This is a genomic window from Salinimicrobium flavum, from assembly GCF_042684505.1.
Taxonomy (GTDB): domain Bacteria; phylum Bacteroidota; class Bacteroidia; order Flavobacteriales; family Flavobacteriaceae; genus Salinimicrobium; species Salinimicrobium flavum.
Window position 1 is genome coordinate 597,124 of record NZ_JBHULT010000006.1, and the last position, 18,847, is coordinate 615,970.

Here is an 18,847-nt window from a genome sequence, read left to right on the forward strand (position 1 = left end):
TTACAAATTTCAAGCGGTTTTTTTCTGCGGGCCCATTTCACTTTTTTGGCAACCTTTAAAAGGTTACTTTTGTGCGATTTTAATTTACGCGTTTGAGTATGGATCCGTTTTTTATAAAAGCTTTACAGTTAATATTAAGTTTATCAATCCTTATCGTGCTGCACGAACTTGGGCACTTTATTCCGGCAAAGATGTTTGGGATAAAAGTGGAGAAGTTCTTCCTCTTTTTTGATGTAAAATTTGCCCTTTTTAAGAAAAAGATCGGTGATACCGTTTACGGGGTGGGATGGCTGCCTTTAGGTGGATATGTTAAGATCGCCGGGATGATAGATGAGAGTATGGACAAGGAGCAGATGGCGCAACCGCCCAAGCCCTGGGAGTTCCGGAGCAAACCTGCATGGCAACGTTTAATCGTGATGGTTGGTGGGGTGACGGTAAATATTGTTTTAGGTTTCGTAATATACATGATGGTGGTCTTCGTTTGGGGGAGCCCGTACATCACACCCCAGGACATGCCAAACGGTTTTGCAGTAGATGATTCTTTTAAAGAATATGGGTTTAGAGACGGCGATAAGGTCCTTCGTGTAAATGGAGAGAATCTGCAGAATAGTATTGATATCAACAAATACCTTTTTCTGCGTGATGTAAATAATATTACTGTGGAACATCAGGATGGTACTTCTGAAACCATTGCAATACCTGAAGATATTGGTTCTGAAATGTTTGAACAAGGGGTGATGCAACCGTTCATTCCTATGACTATTCCGGTACTGGATTCTGTAGTTTCTGGTAGTCCTGCAGATCTTGCGGGCTTGAGAAAAGGTGACAGGATCATTTCAATTAATGATATTGAAATAGGATACTGGCATCAGGTGACCAGGAAAGTAGATGAAAGTGAGGGAAGGGAGTTAACACTGGTTTACAGCCGTGACGGGGAATTGGAGAGCGTGGAAATGGATCAGGATAAATCTGAAGTTCTTAAAAATAATTTGAAGACCGTCTCTCTTACCCCCGATGAGGAGGGGAATTTGGGAGTATATGTAGATCCAAAGGCTTCTATTAAGATCAGCAGGGAGCACTATTCCTTTTCTGAAAGTATAGAAAAAGGTTTTGACCTGGCGTATTGGACCCTTCATGATTATGTAGCGCAGTTTAAATATGTCTTTACCAAGAAAGGAGCAACGCAAGTGGGAGGCTTCGGGGCAATTGGCGGACTTTTCCCCGATGCGTGGAACTGGCAGGCCTTCTGGATGACTACCGCATTTATATCGATCATCCTGGCCTTTATGAACATTTTGCCAATTCCGGCGCTTGATGGTGGCCATGTGGTATTCCTGTTGTATGAGATGGTAACCGGTAGAAAACCAAATGAGAAATTTATGGAATATGCCCAGCTCGTAGGATTCGTGATCCTCATTGCTTTGGTGCTGTTCGCTAACGGGAATGATATCTACAGGTGGTTATTTGAATAATTTCCTGAATATATTCTGAACAATAAGGCTGGAAAATGGTATTTTTCAGCCTTTATTTTTTCTTAAAATGTGTAAGGTTCTTGCCTTTATTCTGCTTCGGAAGCTCTTCGGAAAATGGCATTTTTGAGAGGAGTTCTTTTGACTGTTTCCTTATTACAGAGAGGAGGTGCATGATCCAAATCATGCCTGAAGTTATGCCGGAAGCTGAGAACATTCGTTAATATATAACAACAAAAAAAGCCAACCTTACGGCTGGCTTAATATGCTCCTCCTCTTGGGCTCGAACCAACCCCGATAGCTATCGGGGCTCTGATAACGATCAGGAATATTTCTTTTTTAGGTTCTCTACCATTTCAGGATACCTCTTTAGGTTTTGAATATACTTTCTGCTCTTCATTTTCTTAATATGCTTCTCAATGTTAACTGCCTGTTTTTTATCTGCACAATCTGATTTGAAGAACAACTGCCAATCAGCTGCTTTTCCAGTAAACTTATATCCCGGTGAAGAATGATGGAATGCCATCCTTAATCCTAGATTGGAAGATGACCCAACATAAAATCTGTCTAATTTTATCGAATAAAGAATATATACAACGTATCCCATAGAAAACAAAAAAGCCACCTCATGGGTGGCTTAAATTTTGCTCCTCCTCTTGGGCTCGAACCAAGGACCCTCTGATTAACAGTCAGATGCTCTAACCAACTGAGCTAAGGAGGAATTTCAATATGTCTTCAGTGATATTAAGGGCACTAAAACCCTTTCAAAATTTGCTCCTCCTCTTGGGCTCCCCTCGTCTCCGTTCCACTTCGCTCGGGACAGGCTTCTCGCCCAACAGAATTACATCTTCCAAAATTTGCTCCTCCTCTTGGGCTCGAACCAAGGACCCTCTGATTAACAGTCAGATGCTCTAACCAACTGAGCTAAGGAGGAATGTTGCAAACAATTTTGCGGTTGCAAATATAATGTTATTTTTATTTTCCGCTAAATAATCTGGCAAAAATTAAAAAGAATTTTGACCGTTTAAAACCGAAAGAACCTTTTAAATTTCACTAAGAAAACCCGGATGATTTTCCGGGTTTTTATTTCCAGGAAATGGATTGAGATTACTCCCCTTCTCCCAATTCTACTGCCCTGTTAAAAGCCGCGTAGGCTGCTTCCTTGATCAGCTCCTTGACGTTATTGTCGTCCATGGAGTCGAGAGCTGCTCTCGTTGTACCTCCCTTTGAAGCTACACGGTCCATCCATAAAGTAGGTGAAAGGTCATTTCTATTGAAAAGTTCTACCGCACCTTCAAAGGTTTTACTAACCAACACCCGGGAATCGTTATCAGAAAAGCCCATTTTTTTTGCTGCTTCCAGCATTGAGTTCATAAAGTAAAAAACATAAGCGGGACCGCTACCCGAAATCCCTGTAGAAGCATCAATATAGTTCTGGTTCTCTACATGTATGGATTCACCTGTAGTATCCAGCAGATTCCTGATCATTAAAAGCTCCACCCTTGAAACCTCTTTTGATTCGGTGAAGGATGTCACACCTTTTCCAACCTGTGCCGGAAGATTGGGCATGGTTCGAATTACCTTTTTGATGCCCAGGCCTTCCTGAATGGTCTCAATGGTAACCCCGGCCATAAGGGAAACAGCGATTTGCTCATCATTCATCATTGGTTTCATTCTTTCGAACAATTCATCACTGTGAAAAGGTTTAACTGCCAGGAAGATCACGTCTGCCGTGGGTAAAGCATCCTCCAGCTTTTCGTGCACATCAAAGATCTCCATTTCCTTCAGGGAAATGATCTTATCTGGTGATACATCATACACCATAAGCTTGCGACGGTTCAAAATGGGGGAGGAGGCCATCCCTTCCGCATACGTTAAACCCATATTTCCTGCTCCAATAACTAAAACTTTCATGTATTCACTTTTTGATTTTGCCTGTCTTCAATAGAAGACGACACTATAATTTAATAATTTAATTTCAGGTAGTTATGTGCAAAGACTGTACGGGAGAGGCTTTATTTTAAATGAATATTCAGGATATAGCCATGGAAACAGTGCAGGGTGTTGGTTTTAAAGGGTTTCCGGGGTAATAGTTTTCTTGGGATGTAATGAACCTTTATCCGCAATACCCGTATTTTCCTGAAATTATGTCAGGAAAATGCATTTTATGCTGAAAATAGTTACCTGAAAATTAATAGTATATTTGAAAACCTTGATTTTTAAAACAGTACTTATGAAAAAAATATCCTTACTCCTATTCGGTTTGTTATTGACTTCCAACCTGGTCATCGCACAGGAAAACGAGGTGATCGAAAATATAATGGAGGAAGCTGAAGAGAATTCCCATTTGGAAGAACTTGCTCATGAACTTCTGGATAAAGTTGGACCCAGATTGGTGGGAACCCCGCAAATGAATAACGCACATGACTGGGCGGTAGAAAAGTTCAGGAGCTGGGATATTTCCGCAGAAAAACAGAAATGGGGTGAATGGCGCGGTTGGGAACGCGGTATAACCCACATTGATATGGTGCATCCCCGGGTCCAGTCTCTGGCAGGGAGACAACTTGCCTGGAGCCCTTCAACCGGTAAAAAAGGGGTGACTGCAGAAGTTATTGTCCTTCCTGAAGTTGAAGATTCTATTGCTTTCCAAAAGTGGCTGCCTTCGGTAAAAGGAAAAATGGTGATGATCTCCATGAACCAACCCACGGGTCGACCAGATTATAACTGGGAAGAATTCGCAACCGAAGCTTCTTTTAAGAAGATGAAAGAAGAGCGTGAGAAGCAAAGTGATGCCTGGAGGTCAAATATGGAAAAAACCGGTTATAACCATCGCACTTTACCAGGGGCACTGGAAAAAGCAGGGGCTGCGGGGATCGTGAGCTCCAACTGGTCTCGCGGGTTTGGTGCCAATAAGGTTTTTGGCGCTTCTACCAAAAAGATCCCTGTCGTTGACCTTAACCTGGAGGACTACGGAATGTTATACAGGCTTGCCGAAAGTGGCAGTAAACCACAGATCAAAGTGGTGGCAGAATCTAAAGAAAATGGGATGGTGCCTACTTTCAACACCATTGCCGAGATCAAAGGGACTGAAAAACCTGAAGAATACATCATCCTTTCTGCTCACTTTGATTCCTGGGATGGTGCAACCGGGGCCACAGATAACGGTACCGGTACCATTGTAATGATGGAGGCGGCAAGGATCCTTAAGAAAATGTATCCCAACCCAAAAAGAACCATTCTGGTGGGGCTTTGGGGAAGCGAAGAGCAGGGCCTCAACGGTTCGCGTGCTTTTGTAGAAGATAATCCGCAGATTGTGGAGAATATTCAGGCGGTTTTCAACCAGGATAACGGTACCGGTAGAGTAGTGAGAATTTCAGGTAATGGTTTCTTACATTCCTATGACTATCTGGGAAGCTGGCTTGATAAAGTACCTGATACCATCTCACAACATATTGAAACGAATTTCCCTGGAAGCCCGGGACGTGGAGGATCAGATTATGCTTCTTTTGTGGCAGCCGGTGCTCCCGCATTCAACCTTAGCGCCCTTAACTGGTCGTACTGGAATTATACCTGGCATACCAACCTTGATACCTATGACAAGATAGTATTTGACGATGTGCGCAACAATGTTATCCTGACTGCTGTATTAGCTTATATGGCCAGTGAGGACCCTGAAAAGACCTCAAGGGAGCAGATCAAACTTAGGAATCATCCTAGAACGGGGGAACCTCAGGAATGGCCCGAGCCGAGATCGCCTACAAGAAAAGGTGGGGTTGACGAAGACTAATTTTTATTGAACATTATTTAATAACGGGTGCCTGCCACAGGTAACCCGTTATTTCTTTTCACTTATCTCCTCTAACACCTCTTTTGCCTTTTTTATTTCTTTCCTGGCAAGTTCCAGGAGCTCACTGTCTCCCTGAAGCAAAACCTCTGTTAGCGCTTCCAACTCAGGAATATAGCGGCGGGCAAAATTCCTGTCATTTTTGATAATGTCCCGGGTGTTGTCTATTATATCTGCCAACTTAATGGTTTGCGCCTGCGGACTGATGTTGGCCTGTCGTCTCACCTCCAGATCTTTGCGCCGCCTCCTGTTCAGGTGTGGATAGTTCACTTTTAAATATTCATCTGTAAGTTCCTCTACCAGTAGGGCGATCTTTTTTCCGAATTTCTCCCGGATATCCTCCACGGAAATTGGGGTGTCTTCCACCACGTCGTGCAGGTAAGCCGCGCAGATCATCTGAGAGTTGTGAGGAACCCTTCTCACCATTTCGGCTACCCGTTTGGGATGTTCAATGTACGGCTCTTCAATGTATTTACGCAGCTGACCCTCATGAGCATTACGGGCAAATTCTAAAGCTTCCTCTTCCATTTTTATTATTAAAATAAGGAATTTTCTCGAAGAGATAGAAACTTCCGGAAAGTGGGAAAAAGAAAAGGCTGCCCCGGGCAGCCTTTTAAAAATATGTTTGAAAATTTTATTTATTATCCAGTTTTGCACCCACCGGTACAGAGCAGTCATGACCGGGTTCCCCGTGTGGAGGATTCACATCTGGAGTTTGATCAATACGAACGGGTGAAACGTTACCTGACTGGGTTTGGGTAGTGGTAGCAGAGGTTTGTTGTGTGGCAGCTGTGCCATCAAGAGGAGCACCAACAGGGAGGTCACATCTGTGTCCCGGCAATCCGTGAGCGGGATTAACCTTTACCGCCTCATTATCTGTTGTCTTTGCTGCTGCTTCATTTTCAGTTTGTGCAGGAGCAGGAGTGGTTTCTTTTTCTTCGTCCTTACAGGATACGAAAACCCCAATGGTCATTGCTAGTAATACTAACTTAACAGTTCTTAATTTCATAACTTCTTTTTTGCTAATTTACAATTTCTTCTAATTCTTTCTCTGAAACATTCAATAATCCTGAAGCCGGAAGTCTTCGGGTCATTTCCCGCCAGTTCTCATCTTCTGCGAAGATACCTTCGAATAACGGGATGGCTTCCTCTAGTCGATCACTATTGGCGAGGGCCACAGCAGTCCAGTATTTCATTTCGAGATTGTCTGGAAACATTTCCATTGCAAGGCCATATTGTTCCAATGCTTCCTCTACATCCTCTTCTTCCATTGCAAGATCTCCACGATTCATGTGCTCATAGGCGCGGGCAACTTTCAGGAGCCGGTCCAGTTCCTCCAAAGGTTCTGCATGATCATCTACCCTCAGATCTATTTTCTTGTCTTCCCAGGAATTCTCAACCTTTGTTGGTCCTACCACCAGGAGAGCGGCCGACTGTTTCCCTCTAATATCCCCTCCGGCTTCCTGAGCGGCTTGAAGAACCTTTACAACCCTTTCTGCAAGGGGAAGGTCTGCGTGATCCTTGAAAGCCTTTTCCATGGCCGGTACGACCGCATCGTTAAGCATCATATTAGCCTGCACAGAAAAGTTGGTGTCGTTGATATGAGAAGCAGCTTCTACGCATTTCTCCCCTGTATGGGCAGCAGTCCTGCCCTCAGTATCCAAAAAAGCAACCTGCCTGTAATCTTTTCCATCATCCAGTGCGACGAGAGAATCGAGGGCTTCAGAAGCCGTATATCCGGCTGCCATAAGATCAAGTCCACGGGGACCATAGGCAGGATTGACAAAGGATTGGGTGGCCACCACTCCCACACCTGATCTTCCCCAGGCAACCACTGAACCCACCGAGAACCAGTGGCTTTGCACCCCCACGGCCATTTCACCCGTAGCAGTATCGCGTGCAACAATTGAAAAAGTATGTGCAAATGCATCTTTCTGGATCTCATAGTTTTGTGCTTTCATACTCGAGAGACTTAGAAAACAGCAAATGGCGAGAAAAGGTATACCTGGTTTCATGATTTTTCTTTCCTTAAAAATAGGAAAAATTCGACATTTTTTAATTCCGGAGAAAAAATAGGAGCTTAGGCGATGAAACTACAGGGAAGTTTTTAAATTTGCATTCGCAGTTTTGGCCTCGTAGTTCAATGGATAGAATAGTAGTTTCCTAAACTGTAGATCCAAGTTCGATTCTTGGCGAGGCTACTTTAACATATTAAAAACCCTGTTAATCTATTGATTTTCAGGGTTTTTGTTTTTAGCCAGCGAAAAATTATTGATCACCTTTTCAGATCCTCCAATAACTTCTTGATATTCTTGTTATGTCCATAAAGGACCATGATGTCTCCCTGATAAAGGACGGTCTCTGCTGAAGCGACCCCCTGAACATTAGAAACATTCCTTTCTGCACCTAATTGGTTTTTTTCATGGGTGATTTTGATCGTAGACAAAACAATGATATCGTAATTGCGCTTTAACCCTATTTCCTGTAGGGTTTTGCCATCGTACTCTTTTGGAATGGTCGCCTCGACGATGCTAAATTCCCAGTTCACTTCAAAAGAATCTACTACACCGTGAAGATTTAGTTTTTTGGACCAACGTTCTGCGGTCTCTTCTTCGGGATGTATGATTTCGTCTACACCCATTGCTTCCAATACCATTTCCTGTAAGGAGGATACCGCCCGGCTTATCAAACGTTTTACGTGAAGTTGTTTCATGAGTGCAGTAGTCATAATATTCGCACCAAGATCTTCTCCAATACCTACTATGACCACATCTGTATCCTTAAGTGGGAGACTTGAGACAGCGCTTATATCTGTAGAATCAAGGTTTACAGCATGTGTGATCTTATTTTTTATCGTTTCGACCTTGCTCATGTTTACATCTACTCCAATAACCTCATTACCCATTTCTGTAAGTTTTTCGGCGAGTGAAGCTCCAAAATTTCCGAGACCTATAATTATATATTTCATCTTTCTAGTTCATTAAAATATCCTCCTGAGGATATTTGTAATTTAGGTATTTAACCTTTCGTAAAAGGGCAATAAGTATGGTAAGCATGCTCACTCTTCCAATGAACATGGTGGCGATAATTACAAGTTTTGCAGCTGAACTCAAATCAGGAGTGATTCCCACACTTAATCCAACTGTACTATAGGCCGAAAAACACTCAAAAGCAATACTCAATAAGGTCTTTTCCCGGTCAAATGAGGCAATCAGAAATACAGCAGTTCCTATGACCATCAAAGATAAGGCGATAATAGCAAAGGCTCTTCGAATTGAGAATTCTGAAATTTCCCTTCTGAATACTTCCACCCTGTCTTTTCCTCTCGCGAGACTGAAAAAGTTAAGTGCGGCCAGGGCAAATGCGCTCGTTTTAATTCCACCTCCTGTCGATCCGGGAGAGGCCCCAATCCACATTAAAAGGAAAATGATCATCACTGTGGAAAAATTAAGAGCCGACGTGTCTACTGAATTAAATCCTGCTGTTCTTGGAGTTGCAGCTCCAAAGAATGAAACAACTAATTTTCCGAAGGCAGAATGCTCTGCAAGGGTATTGTTATATTCAAAAAAATAGAATAAAACAGAACCAACCACTAACAATATTGAAGTGGTAACCAGAACTATTCGGGTGTTGAGGTTAATCACCCAGGGTGTATAAACAGATTTTCGGGGATGACTAAGTTTCAGGAATTGATTCTTGATATAATATGCAAAGTACTTGTAAAGGTTAAAAAGAATGGGGAAACCAATCCCGCCGAGTATAAAAAGGGATACAATAATAAGTTGGAGGGGGTAGTTGAACCTGAATTCGGGTTCGTAAAGACTATTTTCAAGGGTAGAAAAACCGGCATTGCAGAATCCTGAGATGCTGTGAAAAACAGAAAAGAAGAGCCTGTTTCCAAGGCCTTTGATAACTCCGCCTTGTACGCTAAAAAATATTAGAACTGCTCCCACAAGTTCAATAATAAAGGTAACCAGAACGATCTTTTTCAAAACACTGAATACTTCCCCTATTTTTTCTGAATTGGTCATGTCCTTCAGCATGATCTGGTTTTCGTAGGAGCTTTTTCCTCTAAAAAAGTAGCTAAAATAACTGGCAAAGGTCATGATTCCAATTCCCCCAAGCTGAATAAGAATGAGGATTATGATCTGACCGAACTGGGTAAAATAAGTTCCTGTATCAACTACGATCAGGCCGGTAACGCATACAGCGCTGGTTGCCGTAAAAAGAGCATCAAGCGCTGATATTCCTTCATGGGTTGCCTTCGGCAACAGTAGGAGCAGGGTACCCAGTAGGATCAGGGTTAAGAAACTGGCAATGAAAAGCTGGGCCGGATTGAGTAGTCTACTGCTAAAATGGATTTGAAGGGTTGAGAATTCTCTGAAAAAATATAAAAAGAGGGCAAGGTATACCCAGCCCATATTGTTTAAAAATTCTAAAAAACGAAAGGTTTGGAGCAGCCTGTCTACCAGCACAGCTGCCAGTAATAAAAATAATAAAAAGATAATGGAATCAAAGATCCTTACTTTTAGTGGAAACTGTTCCGATGACAGGAAATAGCGTGTTCCAATACTTAATGTTCCGGCCAAAAGCACTAGCAGGTAAAACTCTTCCAGGTACAGTTCTGTAGAGCTGCGGTGAGTGAAACCCAGATCAAAAATTATGGTGAGTACTGTTACCAAACTCAGCCAAAAAGAAATTTTCGTGATGTATTTCAGCAACCTTTCCCGGTCTTTCAGTTTCCCGTTTTTCAATGAAAAATTTTTAAATTTGGTCTGTTCTTGAACAGTGATCGAGAAGGATCACCAGCGCCAGAATAAGGACACCCAGTATAATGGCCGGCCATTTCAAATGATGGAATCCCGATTTTTGGGAACCTCTGGTCTTAAGATTTCTTTCTCTTTTCCTACTGTCCACAGGTGTACTGTTTATTAACACAAAGTTACGCTTCATGATATAAGGAGAATATAAAGATTCTCTTCAAGGTATAAAGATTTTATAAAGATTACAGAAAACGATATCCAACACCACTCTCAGTAATAAAATGACAGGGTTGATTCGGGTCCTTTTCGAGTTTTTTGCGAAGTTGAGCAACAAATACCCTTAGGTACTGGGTTTCGTTCTGGGAGCCAAGGCCCCAAATTTCCTTCAAAATGTATTGATGGGTCAATACTTTTCCCAGGTTGACTGCCAGGAGTTTTAACAGGTTATACTCAGTAGCGGTTAGTTTAACAGGAGTTCCTTCGCGGGTAACGGTTCGGGAAGTAAGGTCCACCTCCAGGTCACCTGTCGATATCACCGGCTCAAACTCCGTTTTTTGGTGTGCTCTTATAGAAGATCTTATTCTTGCAAGCAGTTCCCCGGTTCTAAAAGGTTTGGCTAAATAATCACTTGCCCCATTATCCAACGCTTTGACAATGTCTTCTTCGCTGTTTTGAACAGAAAGCATAACAATTGCCTTTTCATACCAGGTCCTTAAATCCAGCAAAATTTCATGTCCGCTTTTATCCGGTAAGCCAATATCCAGGATGATCACTTCCGGAGAATGGTTGGCGGCCAGGGTAAGTCCTTCGGCTCCTGTAGAAGCCTCAATGATTTTGTAATCATTGCTCTCCAGGGAGATCTTTAAAAGTTTCCTTATTTGCGGCTCGTCGTCGATTATGAGAATTTCTCCTTTAGTCATCTTTATAAATACTTAAAAAGGTTGTTTCAGCCGGAATAGAAATGGTGAATTTAGCACCTTTTTCAGGTAAATTTTCAAGTTTGATGGTACCATTGTGGGCAAGGACAAAACCTTTAGCAATAGAGAGTCCAAGCCCTGTACCACCGGCAGCAGTCTTGGGAAGACGGTAAAACTTTTCGAAAACCAGGTCCAGTTTATCGTCAGGAAAACCTTTGCCCCGGTCACTAATAATAATTTGAAAAAATTCTGAAATGTACCTTGTTTCTACTTTTATACAGGTTCCCGGGGTAGTATATTGAAGTGCGTTGTGTATGATGTTATGGATTACCTGTTCAATTAAAATACCATCAATTTTGAAAAGAGGCAGATCCTCTTGGGGAATAAAACTAATTGGATGACCTGGAGATTCAGTCTGATTTTTCTGAATTACAGAATGAATAATTTCATTGATGTCATACCAGTCTAATTTCAAAGTTAAAAAATCGGATTCCAGGCGGCTCATGCTGAGAAGATTTTCGACCTGTCGGTTAAGTCGGTTTCCGGCAATATCAATTTCAGAAAAAAGCTCGTGGATATTATCCTGACTCAGTTTGTCGGAATTAATTTTGAGAGTGTCAACTGCCCCTATTATAGTGGCGATGGGGGTTTTTAACTCGTGAGAAAGCGAGCTAAATAAAGTATTATAAAGTTGGAGAGTTTTTTCCCGTTCTTTTCTTTGTCTGGCTATATTTTCAACTTTTCGAATTTTTGAAGTAAAAACAGCATTCATTACCGCAATGACGAAATACATCAGGAATAGCAGAGCGTCCTGTGGAGTGTTGATATTAAAAGTAGCCTTAGGTTGAATGAAAAGAAAATTCCAGGTAAGAGCACTTAGAATAGCAACTGTAACGATAGGGTAAATATCGAGAAACATAGCTAAAATTGATACTGCCAACAGAAGAATGAGAGCTACTACATGATATCCTATAATATCAATAAAAAGAAAGCAGATCAAAGAAATAAGAAAGATGCTGCCAATCCCGAGAAGGTATTGCAGCCATAAATTTTTCTCAATTTTTTTTATAAAGCCCAATATTTTTCTTCAAATATAGGTTACAACACCTTTTGCTCACTACCATTAGAGAGAAAATGAAGAATTAGAGTATTGCATAGCGGGTCTTTTTGAGAAAAATGATGCTTAATTAAGCTGATGTAAAAGTTTTGTGGCCATAATATTTACCGCCCCCGGAAGCTACTACAACAAAGCTATAACCCTGACCAATATCATATTTTTATAGGATGCCAATTCGTTATGTTTGTTTAGACATAACGGGAATAAAATGGTTAGCATTGATGAGGCTATAAAAGCAGTTCTTGAACACAGTAACACAATTTCTCTTGAAATTAATTTGCCCCTTGAAAGTGCCGGTAATTCTATTCTCTTCAAAGATGTAATTGCTCCCATTCATATGCCTCCTTTCAGGCAATCTGCAATGGATGGTTACGCCCTTAACTTACACGAAGACACAACATATTCTTTAATTGGAGAAGTAAAAGCAGGAGATAGTCAACAGCCCCTCTTAAGCAGGGGAGAAGCTACTAGAATATTTACCGGTGCCCCTGTTCCTGATTCTGCAAATGCAGTTGTCGTACAGGAAAAGGTGGTTTTAAAAGGTGAAAATATTGTTGTTGAAAGGAACCCGGTAAAAGAACAGAACGTTCGCCCGATTGCTGAGCAGGTAAAAAAAGGGGAAGTAGCTTTAAAGAAAGGAACCAGGTTGACCCCTGCTGCTATTGGCTATTTAAGCTCTTTGGGGGTGACAGAAATTTCTGTTTATAAAAAACCATCTGTGGCGATAGTGGCAACAGGGAATGAACTTATTGAAGCCGGAAAGGCTTTGACATATGGTAAAATATATGAAAGTAATTCGGTCATGCTTAAAAGCGCATTATTGAGCTGTGGTTTTGACGCTATTTCTATTCATAAGGTCAAAGACAACTATAATGAAACGCGTGAAAAAATCAGAAATGTTATTGCCGGAAACGATGTGGTATTGATTTCAGGAGGTATATCGGTTGGAGATTATGATTTTGTTGGAAAGGCATTAAAAGAATTAGGCATAGATCAAGTTTTCTACAAGGTAAATCAGAAACCTGGAAAGCCGCTTTTCTTCGGAAAGAATGAGGATACCATCTTATTTGCACTCCCGGGTAACCCTGCAGCTGCTTTGACTTGTTTTTACATGTATGTATATGCTTCTTTACAAAAAATGACCGGGGCAGATAATACCTTAACAAAAGTCACAGCAACTTCTACATCATATTTTCAAAAGAAAGGGGACAGGCCTCAGTTTTTAAAGGCCATTTTTAAAGATGGGAAGGTCACTATTTCGGAAGGTCAAAGTTCAGCTATGTTACAAACTTTTGCGGTAGCAAATGCTTTGGTGCAAATGCCTGGAGAATTGGAAGAGATCAAAATTAATGATACAGTGGAAGTGCTTTTGCTTCCTGTTTAAGGATATATAGATGAACTGTAAGGTCAAAAGTAGGATCTGGATCGAATTGGATGGTAAAGAATTTTTAGGAGAAGGAAAAGTTCAATTATTAAAAGCCATAGATGAAACAGGTTCATTGTCTAAGGCAGCCAGATCGATTGGTATTTCCTATAAAAAGGCCTGGCACCTTATAGATTCTGTCAATAATACAGCAAAAAGGCCTGTGACTCTAAACAGCATAGGCGGTAAGGGTGGCGGAGGCACAGAACTAACAGCTTACGGAAGATCATTAGTCAATTCTTTTGAAGAAATGAACCGGGAATGCTGGCATTTTTTAGACGTCCAACTTGAAAAGATAAAAAGTTTATAAACCATGCAAATGGAGAACATGTATATATTCCTGCTGATATTGCCTGTAATATCTTTTCTGTATTCCAGTGTAGGTCACGGTGGTGCCAGCGGGTACTTGGCATTAATGGCATTGTTTTCATTTGCACCCGAAACCATGAAACCCACAGCTCTTTTACTTAATTTATTCGTGGCTGGTATTTCATTTTTCTATTACTATAAAGGAGGTTTTTTCAATAAAAATCTCTTTATGTCTTTGGCAATTTCTTCCATTCCCTTTGCTTTTTTAGGAGGGACTATAGAGATAGACGCCTCTATATATAAGAAAATACTGGCTGTTTTATTGGTATTTGCTATTCTTAAAATGATGAATGTTTTTGGGAAAGAAGTTCATACCGTCCAAAAAATAAAACTTTGGCAAGGGCTCCTTATTGGTGGGATCATTGGATTTTTATCGGGCCTAATTGGTATTGGTGGCGGGATTATACTAACCCCAATTATTTTATTGCTCCACTGGGGCCAAATGAAAGAAGCAGCTGCAGTTTCAGCCTTATTTATCTGGGTGAATTCGGCTTCAGGTTTAATAGGGCAATTGAGTACAGGAATCAGTTTAAGTTGGGAGTCTTTTATGTTAGTTGCTATAGCACTTATTGGTGGTTTTTTTGGAGCCTATTTGGGCAGCAAAAAATTAAACAACCAGAGGCTGCGATATATTTTGGCCGTGGTATTGGTCATTGCTTGTATCAAACTTTTTTCTACTTAAAATATGATTGATAAAAAGGACATAACAGGTATAATTCTGGCTGGAGGGAAAAGTTCCCGTATGGGAAAAGAAAAAGGTCTGATAAATTTTAATGGAAAGCCATTTGTACAATACATTATTTCTGCTTTAAGGCCTCTGGTGTCTAAAACATTAATTATTTCAGGTAATTCAGATTATGATGTTTTTAAGTTAGAAAGGTTTGAAGATATAATTAAAGATGCTGGTCCTCTGGCAGGAATATATACCGGATTAATACAGTCTAAAACCGATTTTAATTTGGTGTTAAGTTGTGATATTCCTTTGATCAGAACTGAAGTACTGGAATTACTGATTAAGGCTCAGGACGGTAAGTCAGATGTGTTTCAAATAGTTGGTAACGGTAAACATATGCCTTTAATAGCATTATATCACAGGCGTTGTGAAAGGATATTTTATGAGCTTTTGCAGAATGATGAGCGCCGGTTATATGTTGCCCTGAATCAATGTAAAGTGAAAAATGTAGTGTTGAATTCTGAAAAAGATCTATTAACCACAAATATTAATACTCCTGAAGAATTAAAAACAATTGCTCATGGAAGTAACAATTAAATATTTTGGATCTCTGGCGGAAGTGACCCGATGTGAGGAAGAAAATCTCTTTTTCTCCGGAAGCTATATTTCTGAATTGTTGGATTTCCTATACACGAAATATTCCGGCTTGAAAGATAAGGAGTTTCAAGTGGCACAAAATACGGAATTAGTGTCCTTGATAGATAAATTGACGGGTAATCAAATTGTACTGCTGCCTCCTTTTGCCGGTGGATAAAAAATGAACAGGTATAACAGACATATCATTCTTTCAGAAATTGGCCAGGAAGGTCAGGACAGACTTTCAGAAGCCAGGGTCTTAGTGGTGGGAGCCGGCGGACTGGGTTGTCCAATTTTGCAATATTTAGCTGCCGCTGGTGTTGGTACCATTGGTATTATAGATTACGATGTTGTTGACATATCAAATCTTCAGCGTCAAATATTATATGGTTCGGCTTCAATAGGACAAAACAAAGCTTTTGCGGCTAAAAGCAGATTGACCGATTTGAATAATACTATAACCATAAACGCGTATCCACAGGAATTAACGTTTCAAAATGCTATTGGACTATTCAATCAATATGATATTATCGTTGATGGCACTGATAATTTTGAAACGCGTTATCTAATTAATGATGCTTCTCTTTTATCTAATAAACCCTTAGTTTTTGGTGCTATTTATAAGTTCCAGGGACATGTTTCTGTTTTTAATTATAATAGTGGTCCAACCTATAGATGTGCTTTTCCAAAGAAACCAAAAAAAGATGCTGTTCCTAATTGTTCAGAAGTTGGTGTTTTGGGGGTTCTGCCAGGTATTATTGGAACCATACAAGCTAATGAAGTGCTTAAAATTATTTTAGGTATTGGGGAGGTGCTTTCGGGCAAATTATACTGCTATAATGCACTTACAAATCAGGCTACCACATTAACTGTAAAAAGGAATGAGAGTGAAATTCAGAAGGTATTATTGAATAAAAACGAATTCAATAGACAATTTTTAAATATCCGATGTAAAGTGGATATGGAAGAGATTTCCATTAGAGACCTTTTACACAAGCCAGAGATTCGACTTATTGATGTTAGAGAACAGCAAGAGCAGCCAAGAGTTGAAGATCCCCGGGTAATTAGGATTCCTTTAAGAGAAATAGAACAACATCTTGATAAGATAGATGATGATAAGGTGAAAGCGGTCTTCTGCCAGTCAGGAATCAGAAGCAGGGAGGCAATCTCTATTTTTAAGGGCTACCATATTTACAACTGCTACAATTTAAGGGAAGGTGCTGCAGACATAATCAGGCATCTAAAAGAATCGTCTAAACAGCTTACAAATGAGTGAGAAGCAGCATAAAAATGTTTTTGTGAAGGGGGCTATTTCTTCTGAATTTATAGGAGAGTCAATAGCTAAACATCAAAGCAAAACAAGTATAGGGGCCCATAATATTTTTCTGGGTCAGGTACGGGCAGATGTTGTTGATGGAAAGACTGTAAAGGCCATTGAGTATACCGCCTATGAAGAAATGGCAAACAAAAAGTTTCACCAAATACGGGAAGCAGCTTTTGAAAGGTTTGATCTTACCTGTATGCATATTTATCACAGCCTGGGTACCGTGAATGCGGGAGAGATTTGCTTGTTTGTATTTGTCTCCTCACCAAGAAGAAAAGATGTATCTCAAGCTCTGGAATTTATTGTAGAAGAAATTAAAGCCCGGGTACCCATTTTTGGTAAAGAGATTTTTAAAGATAGTACTCATCAATGGAAAGTAAATAGTTGAATAATGGTCGATATCACACATAAAAGCACCACCTTAAGAACAGCAGTTGCACAGGCAATTGTAAAAGTTAGCAAACAAGAAACTATTACAGCTATTCAAAATGATACCGTTCCAAAAGGGAATGTGTTTGCAATGAGTAAAGCAGCAGGTTTATTAGGAGTTAAGCGAACACCAGATATTTTGCCCGATTGTCATCCACTCCCTATTGAATTTGCAAGTGTTGAATATGAGATCAATGGACTGGACATCACTGTGTTATTTACAGTGAAAACCATTTATAAAACAGGCGTAGAAGTAGAGGCGATGCATGGTGCCAGTGTGGTGGCTCTCAATATGTATGATATGCTAAAACCTATTGATAAAGGCATTGAAATACATCACATAAAACTGCTTAACAAAAAGGGTGGCAAATCAGATTTCACAGATCGTTTTAGAGAAGATCTTACAGCCGCTGTAATCGTGTGTTCAGATACTATTTCAGCAGGAAAAAAGGAAGACAAAGCAGGTAAGGCAATCGTTGAAAAATTAAAAGACTGTAATGTCCAAATTTCCCATTATCTCGTTATTCCTGATGAAAAAGAGATCATTCGGGAAAAAGCCAGATTATTTCAGGAACAAGGAATCGATCTCGTAATATATACCGGAGGAACCGGTTTGTCAAAACGCGACGTTACCCCTGAAGCCCTTGAGCCATTACTGGATAGGCGTATACCCGGTATTGAAGAAGCAATTCGTAATTACGGACAGGACAGAACACCATTTTCCATGCTTTCCAGAAGTATTGCGGGTACTTTAAAAAATACATTAATCTTGGGATTACCCGGTTCAACAAACGGGGCCAAAGAATCTATGGAAGCTATTTTTCCATCGGTTCTGCATATTTTCAGAATCTTAAAAGGTGCAAGACACGATTAAAATGGTAAACCCTAATAATATATTACAAGATTCCCACGACAGAGATCATACGTATTTACGTATTTCTTTGGTGGAGCGCTGTAACCTGCGTTGTTTTTATTGCATGCCGGCAGAAGGGGTTCCGCTAACTCCAAAATGTGATATTATGACCTATGAGGAGATCTATGAAATAGCAAAAACATTTGTAGATCATGGTGTCACTAAAATCAGACTTACCGGCGGAGAACCTTTGATAAGAAAAGATATTTCTTTTGTTTTAGAAAAATTGGCCTCATTACCTGTGGAACTCTCTATGACGACAAATGCGGTCATCATACACAAATTTATTGATACCCTTAGATCGACCGGAGTCCATAATATTAATGTCAGTTTAGATTCTTTACAGAAAGAGAAGTTTTATAGAATAACGCTTCGGGATTATTTCGAAACCGTATACAGCAATATTTTACTTTTAGTGAAAGAAGGATTCAATGTGAAGATAAATGCGGTGTTGATGCGTGGCGTTAATGATGACGAGGTTATTGATTTTATTAACCTTACAAAAGAGTTACCGGTTTCTGTACGTTTCATTGAATTTATGCCTTTTGATGGTAATAAATGGGAAATGACAAAAATGGTTTCTTTCGAAGAAGTGATGAGTACTGTAAATACTTCTTTTGCGGAGAACGAAATTGAACGCTTACAAGATGCCCCAAATGATACTGCTAAGAATTATAGGATTAAAGGTTATAAAGGCAGTTTTGCCATTATAAGTTCGGTGACCAACCCGTTCTGTGATTCCTGCAACAGGCTAAGGCTAACCGCCAACGGACAATTGAAAAACTGTTTGTTCTCAAGAAGCGAATCAGATTTGTTGACCACACTTCGTGAAGGAAGATCTTTGGATCCCATAATTCAAAAGGCAGTTCAGGGTAAATTAAAGGTTAGGGGCGGCATGGATACTTTAGAGAAATTACAGGAACCCAAACTGCACGGTCAAAACAGAAGTATGACCACCATTGGAGGATAG

At 40.3% G+C, this 18,847-nt stretch carries 21 protein-coding genes and 3 tRNA genes; 12 read left to right on the forward strand and 12 right to left on the reverse strand.

The window, feature by feature from the left end:
* The first annotated feature begins 98 nt into the window (after positions 1 to 98).
* Positions 99 to 1,472, forward strand: coding sequence for an RIP metalloprotease RseP (rseP, locus tag ACFSTG_RS06110; RefSeq protein ID WP_380749679.1), 1,374 nt, complete (start codon positions 99 to 101; stop codon positions 1,470 to 1,472).
* 319 nt (positions 1,473 to 1,791) lie between these two features.
* Here rseP and ACFSTG_RS06115 read toward each other — a convergent pair whose 3' ends face one another.
* The 4 genes from ACFSTG_RS06115 to proC all read right to left on the reverse strand — a co-directional run bounded on the left by ACFSTG_RS06115 (position 1,792) and on the right by proC (position 3,383).
* Complete coding sequence (locus ACFSTG_RS06115) at positions 1,792 to 2,076, reverse strand: GIY-YIG nuclease family protein (RefSeq protein WP_380749681.1); 285 nt, start codon at positions 2,074 to 2,076, stop codon at positions 1,792 to 1,794.
* 40 nt (positions 2,077 to 2,116) lie between these two features.
* Positions 2,117 to 2,190 (reverse strand) — tRNA-Asn (locus ACFSTG_RS06120).
* A 139-nt stretch (positions 2,191 to 2,329) separates the two neighbouring features.
* A tRNA-Asn gene (locus tag ACFSTG_RS06125) sits at positions 2,330 to 2,403 on the reverse strand.
* 173 nt (positions 2,404 to 2,576) lie between these two features.
* Positions 2,577 to 3,383 carry a pyrroline-5-carboxylate reductase gene (proC, locus tag ACFSTG_RS06130; protein ID WP_380749684.1) on the reverse strand — a complete coding sequence of 269 codons (807 nt, stop codon included), beginning with the start codon at positions 3,381 to 3,383 and terminating at the stop codon, positions 2,577 to 2,579.
* Positions 3,384 to 3,702: 319 nt separating this feature from the next.
* On the opposite strand from proC, the gene ACFSTG_RS06135 reads away from it, so the two are divergent.
* A complete protein-coding gene (locus tag ACFSTG_RS06135; RefSeq protein WP_380749687.1) occupies positions 3,703 to 5,256 on the forward strand; it encodes a M20/M25/M40 family metallo-hydrolase in 1,554 nt (517 codons plus the stop codon).
* Between the two features lie 48 nt (positions 5,257 to 5,304).
* Here ACFSTG_RS06135 and ACFSTG_RS06140 read toward each other — a convergent pair whose 3' ends face one another.
* From ACFSTG_RS06140 to ACFSTG_RS06150, 3 genes are all read right to left on the reverse strand, one after another.
* Complete coding sequence (locus ACFSTG_RS06140) at positions 5,305 to 5,841, reverse strand: HD domain-containing protein (RefSeq protein ID WP_380749690.1); 537 nt, start codon at positions 5,839 to 5,841, stop codon at positions 5,305 to 5,307.
* Positions 5,842 to 5,947: 106 nt separating this feature from the next.
* Entirely contained in the window at positions 5,948 to 6,322 is a 375-nt protein-coding gene (locus ACFSTG_RS06145) for a hypothetical protein (protein WP_380749693.1), read from the reverse strand.
* A 13-nt stretch (positions 6,323 to 6,335) separates the two neighbouring features.
* Positions 6,336 to 7,274 carry a DUF1028 domain-containing protein gene (locus ACFSTG_RS06150; protein ID WP_380749697.1) on the reverse strand — a complete coding sequence of 313 codons (939 nt, stop codon included), beginning with the start codon at positions 7,272 to 7,274 and terminating at the stop codon, positions 6,336 to 6,338.
* A gap of 168 nt (positions 7,275 to 7,442) precedes the next feature.
* Between ACFSTG_RS06150 and ACFSTG_RS06155 the strand changes: the two genes are divergently transcribed.
* Positions 7,443 to 7,514 (forward strand) — tRNA-Arg (locus tag ACFSTG_RS06155).
* 74 nt (positions 7,515 to 7,588) lie between these two features.
* Here the strand turns inward: ACFSTG_RS06155 and ACFSTG_RS06160 are convergent.
* From ACFSTG_RS06160 to ACFSTG_RS06180, 5 genes are all read right to left on the reverse strand, one after another.
* Entirely contained in the window at positions 7,589 to 8,281 is a 693-nt protein-coding gene (locus ACFSTG_RS06160) for a potassium channel family protein (RefSeq protein WP_380749700.1), read from the reverse strand.
* Positions 8,282 to 8,285: 4 nt separating this feature from the next.
* Positions 8,286 to 10,067 (reverse strand): TrkH family potassium uptake protein, encoded by a 1,782-nt coding sequence (locus ACFSTG_RS06165; protein WP_380749703.1) that lies wholly within the window; start codon positions 10,065 to 10,067, stop codon positions 8,286 to 8,288.
* Positions 10,068 to 10,077: 10 nt separating this feature from the next.
* Entirely contained in the window at positions 10,078 to 10,230 is a 153-nt protein-coding gene (locus ACFSTG_RS06170; RefSeq protein ID WP_380749706.1) for a hypothetical protein, read from the reverse strand.
* Between the two features lie 88 nt (positions 10,231 to 10,318).
* Positions 10,319 to 10,996 carry a response regulator gene (locus ACFSTG_RS06175; RefSeq protein WP_380749709.1) on the reverse strand — a complete coding sequence of 226 codons (678 nt, stop codon included), beginning with the start codon at positions 10,994 to 10,996 and terminating at the stop codon, positions 10,319 to 10,321.
* On the reverse strand, positions 10,989 to 12,071 hold the full coding sequence (locus ACFSTG_RS06180) for a sensor histidine kinase (RefSeq protein ID WP_380749712.1): 1,083 nt from the start codon (positions 12,069 to 12,071) through the stop codon (positions 10,989 to 10,991). The genes ACFSTG_RS06175 and ACFSTG_RS06180 overlap by 8 nt, the downstream gene beginning before the upstream one ends.
* Positions 12,072 to 12,294: 223 nt before the next feature.
* Here ACFSTG_RS06180 and ACFSTG_RS06185 point away from each other — a divergent pair, with 223 nt between their 5' ends.
* From ACFSTG_RS06185 to moaA, 9 genes are read left to right on the forward strand one after another with little or no spacing between them, the layout of a single operon-like run.
* Positions 12,295 to 13,494: a molybdopterin molybdotransferase MoeA gene (locus ACFSTG_RS06185; protein WP_380749715.1), complete on the forward strand. Its 1,200-nt coding sequence runs from the start codon at positions 12,295 to 12,297 to the stop codon at positions 13,492 to 13,494.
* Between the two features lie 10 nt (positions 13,495 to 13,504).
* Complete coding sequence (locus ACFSTG_RS06190; protein WP_380749718.1) at positions 13,505 to 13,843, forward strand: winged helix-turn-helix domain-containing protein; 339 nt, start codon at positions 13,505 to 13,507, stop codon at positions 13,841 to 13,843.
* Between the two features lie 9 nt (positions 13,844 to 13,852).
* Entirely contained in the window at positions 13,853 to 14,584 is a 732-nt protein-coding gene (locus tag ACFSTG_RS06195; protein ID WP_380749721.1) for a sulfite exporter TauE/SafE family protein, read from the forward strand.
* A gap of 3 nt (positions 14,585 to 14,587) precedes the next feature.
* Positions 14,588 to 15,172, forward strand: a complete 585-nt coding sequence (gene mobA / locus ACFSTG_RS06200; protein ID WP_380749724.1) for a molybdenum cofactor guanylyltransferase — start codon at positions 14,588 to 14,590, stop codon at positions 15,170 to 15,172.
* Positions 15,156 to 15,389, forward strand: coding sequence for a MoaD/ThiS family protein (locus ACFSTG_RS06205; RefSeq protein WP_380749727.1), 234 nt, complete (start codon positions 15,156 to 15,158; stop codon positions 15,387 to 15,389). Before mobA ends, ACFSTG_RS06205 begins: the two co-directional genes overlap by 17 nt.
* A 3-nt stretch (positions 15,390 to 15,392) precedes the next feature.
* Complete coding sequence (gene moeB / locus ACFSTG_RS06210; protein ID WP_380749729.1) at positions 15,393 to 16,487, forward strand: molybdopterin-synthase adenylyltransferase MoeB; 1,095 nt, start codon at positions 15,393 to 15,395, stop codon at positions 16,485 to 16,487.
* Positions 16,480 to 16,923 (forward strand): molybdenum cofactor biosynthesis protein MoaE, encoded by a 444-nt coding sequence (locus ACFSTG_RS06215; RefSeq protein ID WP_380749731.1) that lies wholly within the window; start codon positions 16,480 to 16,482, stop codon positions 16,921 to 16,923. The genes moeB and ACFSTG_RS06215 overlap by 8 nt, the downstream gene beginning before the upstream one ends.
* 3 nt (positions 16,924 to 16,926) lie before the next feature.
* Positions 16,927 to 17,838, forward strand: a complete 912-nt coding sequence (gene moaCB, locus ACFSTG_RS06220; protein WP_380749734.1) for a bifunctional molybdenum cofactor biosynthesis protein MoaC/MoaB — start codon at positions 16,927 to 16,929, stop codon at positions 17,836 to 17,838.
* 1 nt (position 17,839) lies between these two features.
* On the forward strand, positions 17,840 to 18,847 hold the full coding sequence (gene moaA, locus ACFSTG_RS06225) for a GTP 3',8-cyclase MoaA (protein WP_380749737.1): 1,008 nt from the start codon (positions 17,840 to 17,842) through the stop codon (positions 18,845 to 18,847).